The organism is Arthrobacter sp. 05L428 (assembly GCF_056397665.1).
Genome location: NZ_JBFTNW010000011.1, coordinates 94,070 through 104,258 on the forward strand (window position 1 = coordinate 94,070; position 10,189 = coordinate 104,258).

The 10,189-nt window shown below is 66.5% G+C and carries 10 protein-coding genes; 3 read left to right on the top strand and 7 right to left on the bottom strand.

What is annotated here, in order from left to right; genetic code table 11:
- Nucleotides 1-88: 88 nt before the first annotated feature.
- The 5 genes from AC1DH3_RS16275 to AC1DH3_RS16295 form a co-directional block, all read right to left on the bottom strand.
- Entirely contained in the window at nt 89-2,338 is a 2,250-nt protein-coding gene (locus AC1DH3_RS16275; RefSeq protein WP_441419447.1) for a polyribonucleotide nucleotidyltransferase, read from the bottom strand.
- Between the two features lie 243 nt (nt 2,339-2,581).
- A complete protein-coding gene (gene rpsO, locus AC1DH3_RS16280; RefSeq protein WP_290258342.1) occupies nt 2,582-2,851 on the bottom strand; it encodes a 30S ribosomal protein S15 in 270 nt (89 codons plus the stop codon).
- 194 nt (nt 2,852-3,045) lie between these two features.
- The gene (locus AC1DH3_RS16285; protein ID WP_476909768.1) at nt 3,046-4,302 is read right to left on the bottom strand and encodes a kynureninase; all 1,257 of its coding nucleotides are present in this window, start codon (nt 4,300-4,302) and stop codon (nt 3,046-3,048) included.
- Nucleotides 4,299-5,153 carry a tryptophan 2,3-dioxygenase gene (kynA, locus tag AC1DH3_RS16290; RefSeq protein WP_476893613.1) on the bottom strand — a complete coding sequence of 285 codons (855 nt, stop codon included), beginning with the start codon at nt 5,151-5,153 and terminating at the stop codon, nt 4,299-4,301. The genes AC1DH3_RS16285 and kynA overlap by 4 nt, the downstream gene beginning before the upstream one ends.
- A 29-nt stretch (nt 5,154-5,182) precedes the next feature.
- On the bottom strand, nt 5,183-6,190 hold the full coding sequence (locus tag AC1DH3_RS16295; protein WP_441419378.1) for a bifunctional riboflavin kinase/FAD synthetase: 1,008 nt from the start codon (nt 6,188-6,190) through the stop codon (nt 5,183-5,185).
- Nucleotides 6,191-6,426: 236 nt separating this feature from the next.
- On the opposite strand from AC1DH3_RS16295, the gene AC1DH3_RS16300 reads away from it, so the two are divergent.
- From AC1DH3_RS16300 to AC1DH3_RS16310, 3 genes are all read left to right on the top strand, one after another.
- On the top strand, nt 6,427-7,212 hold the full coding sequence (locus tag AC1DH3_RS16300) for a DUF937 domain-containing protein (protein WP_476909769.1): 786 nt from the start codon (nt 6,427-6,429) through the stop codon (nt 7,210-7,212).
- A 565-nt stretch (nt 7,213-7,777) separates the two neighbouring features.
- Nucleotides 7,778-8,203, top strand: coding sequence for a GNAT family N-acetyltransferase (locus tag AC1DH3_RS16305; RefSeq protein WP_441419375.1), 426 nt, complete (start codon nt 7,778-7,780; stop codon nt 8,201-8,203).
- 91 nt (nt 8,204-8,294) lie between these two features.
- Nucleotides 8,295-8,744: an MBL fold metallo-hydrolase gene (locus tag AC1DH3_RS16310; protein WP_476893617.1), complete on the top strand. Its 450-nt coding sequence runs from the start codon at nt 8,295-8,297 to the stop codon at nt 8,742-8,744.
- Between the two features lie 8 nt (nt 8,745-8,752).
- Here AC1DH3_RS16310 and AC1DH3_RS16315 read toward each other — a convergent pair whose 3' ends face one another.
- Together AC1DH3_RS16315 and AC1DH3_RS16320 are read right to left on the bottom strand one after the other, a co-directional pair.
- A complete protein-coding gene (locus AC1DH3_RS16315; protein WP_441419373.1) occupies nt 8,753-9,508 on the bottom strand; it encodes a class I SAM-dependent methyltransferase in 756 nt (251 codons plus the stop codon).
- Nucleotides 9,509-9,853: 345 nt separating this feature from the next.
- Nucleotides 9,854-10,189, bottom strand: a 336-nt coding sequence (locus AC1DH3_RS16320; protein WP_476909770.1) for an HNH endonuclease signature motif containing protein, incomplete at its 5' end; no start/stop codon positions are given.

The window sequence follows — 10,189 nt, forward strand, 5'->3', positions numbered from 1 at the left end:
GCCAAATCTGCCTGCAATCCTACCTGCCTTTAACGGCAGCGGGGCCGGTGGACGAATCCACCGGCCCCGCTGCTTGGGTCAGGAAAGACTACTCTGCGGACTCCTCGGAGACCTCAGTGTTGGCAGCGTCCGCAGACCCTTCCTCATCGGCCACGACGGGCGAGAGGGAGAGCTTTCCGCGGTCGTCGATCTTGGTGATTTCCACCTGGATCTTCTGTCCAACGGAAACAACGTCTTCAACGTTGTCCACGCGCTTGCCGCCGGCGATCTTGCGCAGCTCGGAGATGTGCAGCAGACCGTCCTTGCCCGGGGTCAGGGAAACGAAGGCGCCGAAGGTCGTGGTCTTGACGACCGTGCCCAGGTAACGCTCGCCGATTTCCGGGACCTGCGGGTTGGCGATGGCGTTGATCGCGGACCGTGCTGCATCGGCAGACGGGCCGTTCGTGGCGCCAATGTAGACAGTTCCGTCGTCCTCGATCGAGATGTCGGCTCCGGTGTCTTCCTGGATCTGGTTGATCATCTTGCCCTTCGGGCCGATGACCTCGCCGATCTTGTCTACCGGGATCTTGACCGCGATGACGCGCGGCGCGAACTCGGAGAGCTCGTCCGGGGTGTCGATCGCGGAGTTCAGCACGTCCAGGATGTGCAGGCGGGCCTCGCGGGCCTGCTTCAGGGCGGCGGCCAGGACCGACGCCGGGATACCGTCGAGCTTGGTGTCCAGCTGGATGGCCGTGACGAACTCGGAGGTACCGGCAACCTTGAAGTCCATGTCGCCGAAGGCATCTTCGGCGCCGAGGATATCGGTCAGGGCTGCGTAGCGGGTCTGGCCGTCAACCTGGTCGGAGACCAGGCCCATGGCGATACCGGCAACGGCGGCCTTCAGCGGCACGCCTGCGTTCAGCAGGGACAGCGTGGAGGCGCAGACGGAACCCATCGACGTCGAACCGTTGGAGCTGAGAGCCTCAGATACCTGGCGGATCGCGTAGGGGAATTCCTCGCGGGACGGCAGCACCGGCATGATGGCGCGCTCTGCGAGGGCACCGTGGCCGATTTCGCGGCGCTTCGGCGAACCGACGCGGCCGGTCTCGCCGGTGGAGTACGGCGGGAAGTTGTAGTTGTGCATGTAGCGCTTGCGCGTCACGGGAGACAGCGAGTCGATCTGCTGTTCCATCTTGAGCATGTTCAGCGTGGTGACACCCATGATCTGGGTCTCGCCGCGTTCGAAGATGGCCGAGCCGTGGACGCGGGGCAGGACCTCGACCTCGGCGGTGAGCTGGCGGATGTCCGTCAGGCCGCGGCCGTCGATGCGGATCTGGTCCTTGAGGATGCGCTGGCGCACGACCTGCTTGGTGACGGAGCGGAAGGCTGCGGACAGTTCCTTCTCGCGGCCTTCGAACTGGCCGGCCAGGGAAGAGGTGACCTCGTCCTTCAGCTCGTCGGAGGCGGTGTCGCGCTCCTGCTTGTCGGCGATCTGGAAGACAGCGGCCAGCTTCTCGGCGGCAGCGGACTCGACGGCGGCGTAGACGTCGTCCTGGTAGTCCAGGAAGACCGGGAACTCGACGGTCGGCTTGGCGGCGCGGGCTGCCAGGTCGGACTGCGCTTCGCAGAGAGCCTTGATGAACGGCTTGGCGGCCTCGAGGCCCTCGGAAACAACCTCTTCGGTCGGGGCGGTGGCGCCCTGTTCCTTGATCAGGTTCCAGGAATTGTCCGTGGCTTCGGCTTCGACCATCATGATCGCAACGTCGTCGCCCGCGATGCGGCCGGCAACAACCATGTTGAAGACGGCGTTCTCCAGCTGCGAGTGCTTCGGGAAGGCAACCCACTGCGAGCCGTGCTCGTCGGCGACGAGGGCAACGCGGACGCCGCCGATCGGGCCGGAGAAGGGCAGGCCGGAGAGCTGGGTGGACATCGAGGACGCGTTGATCGCGACGACGTCGTACAGCTCGTCCGGGTTGATGGACAGCACGGTGACGACGATCTGGACCTCGTTGCGGAGGCCCTTCACGAACGCGGGGCGCAGCGGGCGGTCCATCAGGCGGCAGGCCAGGATGGCTTCCGTCGAGGGACGGCCTTCGCGGCGGAAGAACGAGCCCGGGATGCGGCCCGCGGCGTACATGCGCTCTTCGACGTCGACGGTCAGCGGGAAGAAGTCAAAACCTTCGCGCGGGTGCTTGCCGGCGGTAGTTGCGGACAGCAGCGCGGTCTCTTCATCGATGTAGACCATTGCTGCGCCGGCTGCCTGCTTGGCAAGACGGCCGGTTTCAAAGCGGATAACCCGCTTGCCGAAGCGGCCATTGTCAATGACGGCTTCTGAGAACTGGATTTCGGGACCCTCCAAGAGAGTCACCTCCGTTTCTTGATTTACGGAGTCCAGCCGCATCAACCCAGTCCAGCATCTGTCTACTGGACTGCACTGCACCCGGTCATCGATCGAGACCCACGGGCCAAGGCTTCAGTCCTTGAAGCCGTTCCCGGAGATCACTACCGAGGACCGCGAATGCGTGATGCGGTTGATCCTCCTGTTGAGTTTTTTTGCAGAAGGCGGCCCCTTCCGATGGAAAGGGCCGCCCCCTAGAGCTGACTAGCGGCGCAGGCCGAGGCGCTCGATGAGCGCACGGTAGCGGTTGATGTCAGTGTTCTTGAGGTAGGTGAGCATGCGCTTGCGACGACCAACCATGGCCAGCAGACCGCGCTGGGTGTGGTAATCGTGCTTGTGCACCTTCATGTGCTCCGTCAGATCCTTGATCCGCTGGGTCAGGACTGCAACCTGGACCTCCGGCGAGCCGGTGTCGCCCTCGGACGTTGCGAAATCCTTCATGATGGACTGCTTTACAGCGGCTTCAAGTGCCACGTTAACTCCTAGAGATGTGCCGTGAGGCCCGAATCAGTAATTCACTGCCGGGTGTGCCGCGCCGGAAATCCCCGCCCTTGGGAAGGCTTCCACAGCACAACAAGAGCCAGCCGCCACGGACTGCAGCCGGATCCAACGTTTAGTTTACTGGCACGCCGTCGAAGTTGTCTAAACAGTCCGCGGGCCGTCCACCGTTACTCGGAGTCTGCCAGCAGCCCGCGGATCGCCGCGACGCCCCGGTACAGCTCGGCGAACGAGGTGCTCAGCGGCGACAGACCGATCCGGATGCCCTGCGGTGCACGGAAGTCGGGGATCACGTCCTGCTCCCACAGCACCGCCGTCATCTCCCGGAAGGCCGGGTGGTCCACGGTGATGTGGCTGCCGCGCAGCTCCGGGTCCCGCGGAGTTGCCAGCCGCACGCCGGCCGGTTCCAGCCAGGCGTCATGGAGTTCGACGGCGAACGCGGTCAGCAGCCGGGACTTCTCCCGCACGGCGGCCATGCCGACTTCCTCGAGCAGGTCCAGCGTGCCGCGCATGGCGAGCATGCCGAAGACGGCCGGGGTGCCGCTGAGGAAACCCCGGATGCCGGCAGCGGCCTCATAGCCGGGCCCCATTTCGAAGGCGTCCTTGCGCCCCATCCAGCCCCAGATCGGCTGCTGCAGCCCGGGCAGGTGCCGGGCGTTGACGTAGGCGAACGCGGGCGAGCCGGGTCCCCCGTTCAGATACTTGTAGGTGCAACCCGCGGCGAAGTCCACGTCCGCGGCGTCCAGGCCGATCTCCACGGAACCGGCGGAGTGGCACAGGTCCCACACGACAAGCGCGCCGGCGTCGTGCACGGCGGCGGTAATGCCCGGAAGGTCCGCGAGGAATCCGGAGCGGTAGGCGATCTGGCTCAGGACCACGACGGCGGTGGCCGGGCCGGTGGCGGCGCGCACCTGCTCCACGGTTACGCCGGAGGCCGGGTCCGCCTCGATCCAGCGCAGGGTGAGGCCCTCCTCGCGGGCGATGCCTTCAACGAGGTAGCGGTCGGTCGGGAAGTTGTCCGTGTCCAGCACGATCTCGGTGCGGCTGGGGTCGGTGACGGCGGCCAGCGCGGCGCGGATCAGCTTGTAGAGCACCACCGTGGTGGAATCCGCGATGATGGTCTGCCCAGGGGCGGCGCCGAGCACGGCGCGGCCGAGCTGGTCTCCGATTGCTTGCGGGAGCTCCAGCCATTCCTCGTCCCAGCCGCGGATCAGGCGCCCGCCCCAGCTGTCCTGGATGAAGCTGCTGATGTCCGTGACGGTCCGTTTGAGCGGACGGCCCAGTGAGTTGCCGTCAAGGTAGGACAGCTCCGAATCGGTGCCGAGGAAGTGCTCGCGGTAGGAGGCAAGGGGATCCGCGGTGTCGAGGTCGAGCGCGCGCTGCCAGAGAGCATCGGTGCCCGCGGGGGCCGCCGGTTCGGCGCTCACTGGCCGATCTCCGTGCGGACCGCGAACAGCTCGGGGAAGAAGGTCAGTTCGAGGGCTTTTTGCAGGAACGCGGCGCCGCTGGATCCGCCGGTGCCGGCCTTCATGCCGATGGTGCGCTGCACGGTGCGCAGGTGCCGGAAGCGCCAGAGCTGGAAATTGTCTTCCAGGTCCACGAGTTCTTCGCAGGCTTCGTAGGCACCCCAGTTGCTCGCGGCGTTTTCGTAGATGTACTTGAACACCGGGACGAGCTCGGGGCAGAACTCGTGGGCCTGGCTCACGTCCCGGTTGAGCACCGAGGCCGGCACGTCGAAGCCCTGGCGCTTGAGGTAGGCGAGGAAGTCGTCGTAGATGCTCGGGGCTTCGAGGAGTTCCTGGAGCATCCGGTGGGCTTCGGGGTCCGATTCGAACACCGGCAACATTTTGCGGTTCTTGTTGCCGAGCAGGAATTCCACCGCCCGGTACTGGCTGGACTGGAACCCGGACGAGTTGCCGAGGAAGCCGCGGAACTGGGAGTACTCGGTGGGTGTGAGCGTGGCCAGCACGGACCACTGCTCGGTCAGGGTTTTCTGGATGTGTTTGACCCGGGCGATCGCCTTGAGCGCGGAGCCGAGGTCGTCCGCCCGCAGCCAGGCGGCCGCGCTGCGGAGTTCGTGCAGCACGAGCTTGAGCCACAGTTCCGTGGTCTGGTGCTGGATGATGAACAGCATCTCGTCGTGGTGCTCCGGCTCGCTGACCGGCTGCTGGGCACTGAGCAGCGTCGGCAACTGCAGGTACGAGGCGTAGCTCATCCGGGCGCTGAAGTCGCGGACTATGTCCTTGTCCAGCTCCCGCGTGTTCTTCTCAATCGTCACGTCTTGCCTTCCTTGCCAAACGGGGCGCGCTAGCCGGTGAAAAGGATGTCGTGCGCCTGCACGACGTCCAGCCGCATCTGCTCAACCAGCGCCTCAGGGCCACGGTACGCGACCATGCCGCGCAAACGGGCCACGAACTCGACCACCACTGTCTGGCCGTACAGATCGAAGTCCTCGACGGCCTCTTCCGGGCGGTCGATCACGTGCGCCTCGACCTGCCGGCTAACGCCGTCGAAGGTCGGGTTGGAGCCCACGGAAATGGCGGCGGGCCACCGCGTGCCGGCCTGGTCCACGAGCCAGCCGGCGTAAATGCCGTCCGCGGGGATGTAGCCGCTGGCATCGGAGGAGAGGTTGGCCGTAGGGAAACCGAGGTCGCGGCCTCGAGCTGCCCCGTGGACCACCTCGCCGCGCATCCGGTGCGGCCGGCCCAGGACGGCGGCGGCGGTGGCGACGTCGCCCTCCCGCAGCGCTTCCCGGACCCAGGTGGAGGAACAACGGCGGTCGCTCGCGCCGCCGTCGTCGTGTCCGCCGCCGTGGTGTCCGTGCAACGGGTAGCCTTCGGAACCGAACTCGCTGATGACCTGGACCTCGAAGCCGAGCTTCTCCCCCAGTTCCTTCATGGTGTCCAGGTCCCCGGAGTTGCCGCGGCCGAAGCGGGCGTCGTGGCCGATCACCACGTGGCTGGCCTTGAGCGCATCGACCAGCACGGAGGAGACGAACTCTTCCGGCGTGAGGCTGGCCAGTTCGAGCGAGTACTTCATCACCAGGACGGCGTCGAGGCCCACCTCGCCGAGGGCGACGAGCTTGTCCTCCAGGCCCATGATCAGCTCGGGGGCGGATTCGGGGCGGTGGACCTGCGCCGGGTGCGGGTCAAAGGTGATGGCGACGGCGCGGGCATGGTTCAGGCGGGCGGTACGGATGAGCTGCGAGAGCACCTGCTGGTGGCCGCGGTGCACGCCGTCGAAGTTGCCGAACGTGACCACGGACGGGCCGAAGTCCGCCGGGACTTCGGACGGATCGTTCCAGATGTGGACCATCTACCTCGCCTTTTGCTGCCTGCCATTGACTCCTCCGGAGGGTTGGGACCGGCTCCGGAACTCTCTAAGATTACCCGCTATCGGCCCGGTTCTTGGACGGCACCCGGGGCCCCGGCGGACGCCTTTCCGCCTCCCCCGCCCCGGGCTACGATGCAAGGGCACCAGTTCGGCCACGGCAACGCTGCCGGCGCCGCCAACAATGTCCGCGGCCCGGCCCGCGGCTGAAGGAGAACGCCATGACTGAGCTTCAGGACATCCTCGGGCAGATCCCGGTAGACCAAATTGCCGCCATGCTCGGGACTGACCGGCAGACCGCCCAGGCCGCGGTGGAGGCTGCCGTGCCCACGCTCCTCGCCGGACTGCATAACAACGCACAGGCTCCGGAGGGCGCGGCCTCGCTGGAGTCCGCGCTCGGCCAGCACCGCGACGGGCTGGTCGACGGCGGCGTCGATGCGGCGCAGGTGGACACTGCCGACGGCGAAAAGATCGTCAACCATGTTTTTGGCGGCCTGCAGGACCAGGTCGCCAACCAGCTGGCGGGAACCGCGCAGCTCGGCGGCATGGGCGGGGACCTGGTCCGCAAGCTCCTGCCGCTGCTCGCGCCGATCGTCATGTCCTACCTCGCCAACAAGGTCCTGGGCGGTCGCGGCCAGGCCGGCGGCGGAACCGGGGCCGGAGCCGGAGGCATTGACCTGGGCGGCATCCTCGGTGGAATTCTCGGCGGCGGCGCGGGCGCAGCCGGCGGCGGCCTGGGCGACATCCTCGGGGGCATGCTTGGCGGCGGGCAGCAGCGGACGGCCAATGAAGCTGTAGCCCCGGACGCCGGCAATGCCGCCGAGCCCGAGCTCCAGCCGCAGGCTGTCCCGCAGGTCCAGCCGTCCGGCAGTGAGCCGCGACCGGGTGAGCTGATCGACATTGACCTCCCGGGCCAGCCTCAGGAAGAGGCGCCGCAGGACGCTGAGCCCCGGAAAAACGACGGCGGCCTCGGCGGACTGTTGGGCGGACTGTTCGGGAAGAAATAGCGTCCGCTGACGCTGGATTGGGCCTCCAGGAGCGGGGCTGGCACTACCCGGCTGGGTTCGGGCCTGCTGTCGGGAGCCCTTGGAGCCACGCCTCGAGTTCCCGCGGATGGCGGAAGATGCGGACCTCGGCGGTGCCAGGGTTGCTCTCCAGTTCGCGCATGACCCGTCGCTTGCGGCTGAACGAGCGGAAATGCCACCCGATGATCGAGTCCAGGGCGGAGCAGCCGGAGCAGCGAAAGCCAGCGCGGATAGTCCAGTCCGACAATCAGCTCCGCTCGCGGCACAACAAGGTCACGCCACACTCCATAGGCGCTGTCCAGGACCCACTCATCCTGGCCGGCGATGCGCGCCGCGAGCTCCCGCTGCACGGCGGTGTCCGGCTGCCGCCAGCCCGGAAGCCAGCCAATGTCGTCGTCGGCAGAGAACTCCGGGAGCCCCGTTCTCGCCGCATAGGCACGGGCGGCGGAGGACTTCCCGCTCCCGGTGACGCCGTAGAAGAGGACTCGCGAGGGGGCAGCGGTTGGATTCCGGGGGTGCACGAAGTTCAGCATGCCACACTGGTGCGATGCCCCAGTTCTCTATCTCCGCCAGCGCCGACGTGACCGACGCCGAGGCGCTGGCGCTTTATGAATCCGTCGGGTGGGCCGCCTACTCCCGGGACCTGGGACTGCTCGTGCGGGCCATCCGGAATTCTTCGTTTGTGGTCACTGCCCGGAGTGTCGGAGGGGAACTGGTTGGGCTTGCCCGGGCCGTCTCCGACGATGCGACCATCTGCTACTTGCAGGACATCCTCGTGGACCCGGCGTTCCAAGGAACCGGTGTGGGAAGGACGCTGCTGGAAGCCGTCCAGGCGCGGTACGGGCACGTCCGGCAGACGGTCCTCCTCACCGACAACGAGCCGGGCCAGCGAGCCTTCTACGAAGCCCTGGGTTTCACCGAAGGCGCTGACTTCAGCCCTGAGCCGTTGCGGGTTTTCGCGTTGATCCGCTAGCACCGGTCTGCGGCTATTGCCCCTTGCCGTCGCGGCGCTTGGGAGAACGCTTTTCATGGACTGCACTCCCGGTGGCGGCTAAGGTTCGAGCATGCGGAGACTGGCGGGGACAGCGACGATCGGCGTCGTGTTGGGCGTGCTGCTTTGCGGCTGTTGGCTGGTGCCTGTCACCCGCACGGACGCCTGCGTTGACTGGGTCCGCTTCGAGACCATGCAACAACGCTTCGACCACGCCGGCGCGGTCCTGGTCGGCACGCCCCTCCAGAGAGACGGTGAGATCCGGATCTACGGTTACCAGGCCAATGTCCACGTGGTGGAAGTGGAGAAAGTGCTCAAAGGCAGCCTGGGCAAGGGCCCGGTCCGTATCGCGTCCATGCCGGTGACTTGCGGAAAGTCCTATCCCGACGGCGACCCGCTCGACGTCGGCGGCCGGCATCTCTTCTTCCTGACCGAGCAAAACGACGGTTGGTTTACGATGACGCCGGACCAGGGCACTGTCCCGTTCCCGCCGGGCACCCCGATCCCCTTCAAGACCGGCTGAGCGGTCCTTCAGGGTGAAGTAAGCCGGTACACCGAGACGTGGCTGCGGGATTCTCCGGTGAACTCGCTGCCATCCCAGTCCGCCCACCTGGATTCCAACTCGAACCCGGCCAGCCGGGCCATGAGATCCAGCTCGCTGGGCCAGACGTACCGGTGCGGCGTCCGTCCGATCCGCGCCTCCTGACCGTCCGCTAGCTCCGGGGCGAACCGCACATGGTGCGAGATGACGTGCTGATTCAGCACATCGTAGGTATCGACTAGGAGATACCCGGGCTCGCTCTCTTCAACCGTCCCACCGTGGCCGGGCGACAGTGAGCGGAGTTGTGGCACCCAGAGCTCTATGACGAAGCGCCCGCCAGGCGCAAGATGACGCGCAGCGTTCTGGAAACAGCGCACCTGATCGTCCTGCGTCAAGAGGTTGGCGATGGTGTTGAACACCAGGAATGCAAGCGAGAAGTTCTCCCCCGCCAATGCCTCGGTCATGTCGCCCTGAACGACGGGAATGTTGCGTTCGCTGGCCTTCTCACGCAAACGGGAGATCATCGCGTGGGACAGTTCGATACCGCTGACTTGAACCCCCGCTTCCGAAAGCGGAATCGCAACCCGGCCCGTGCCAATGGCAAATTCGATGGCCGGACCGTCACCCGCGAGCTCCGACAGGACCTCTACCGTGGGGCCGAGAACCTCGGGCGCGAACATTCCCTCTCCAGGCGTGTCGTACTTCCTCGCGGTCTCGTCGTCCCAGAGCTGTTGCTGGTTAATCATCCCGTCACTATCGCATCTGCTGTGCGGTTCCTCTAGCGACCGATGCCGCCTCCGTGGCCCAACGTCCGGTCCACAGCCCCGGGCCGCAGGTCTTCGGCCGTCGGCCTTCCCTCTCGGACTTCGGTCTCGGGTCGTCCGTCTCGGGTCGTCGGTCTCGGGTCGTCGGTCTCGGAGCCCAGGCGGCATGACACCTTCGCTGCAGTCACGGCCGGACGCGGCGGCCCTGCTGGGCTCCCCTATCGTGTGACCGTTCGGATTCCGGTCGGCCGGGTACGCCGTTCAGCAACTCCGGGTGCGTGGTTCAGCTACTCCGGGTGCGCCGTTCAGCAACTCCGGGTGCGCCGTTCAGCTTCTGAAGTAGTGGTTTCTTCGGGGTGTTTGGCGTGGGTCGAGGTGGGGTGGCGGGATGAACCACGGGATCCCGGCACGGATCTGGATGGTCCATTGTTCTTTGTGGGTCAGGTGGTGATGGTGGGAGCAGAGGAGCGTTCCGTTGTCGGTGGATGTGGTGCCGCCTGTGGACCAGTAGTTAATGTGGTGGGCTTCGCACCAGGGTGCGGGGATGGTGCAGCCGGGGAAGGCGCAGCCCTGGTCGCGGGCGGTGATGGCTTTGCGGAGGTGGGGCGGGAAGATCCGGCTGGTGCGGCCGATGTCCAGGATCCGGCCCTGGGCTCCGAGCAG

Bases quoted from the DNA above. Each gene is read 5' to 3' on its own strand.
- AC1DH3_RS16295 (WP_441419378.1), bottom strand. From the start codon at position 6,190: ATGGTCCACATCTGGAACGATCCGTCCGAAGTCCCGGCGGACTTCGGC.
- AC1DH3_RS16300 (WP_476909769.1), top strand. From the start codon at position 6,427: ATGACTGAGCTTCAGGACATCCTCGGGCAGATCCCGGTAGACCAAATT.
- AC1DH3_RS16305 (WP_441419375.1), top strand. From the start codon at position 7,778: ATGCCCCAGTTCTCTATCTCCGCCAGCGCCGACGTGACCGACGCCGAG.
- AC1DH3_RS16310 (WP_476893617.1), top strand. From the start codon at position 8,295: ATGCGGAGACTGGCGGGGACAGCGACGATCGGCGTCGTGTTGGGCGTG.
- AC1DH3_RS16315 (WP_441419373.1), bottom strand. From the start codon at position 9,508: ATGATTAACCAGCAACAGCTCTGGGACGACGAGACCGCGAGGAAGTAC.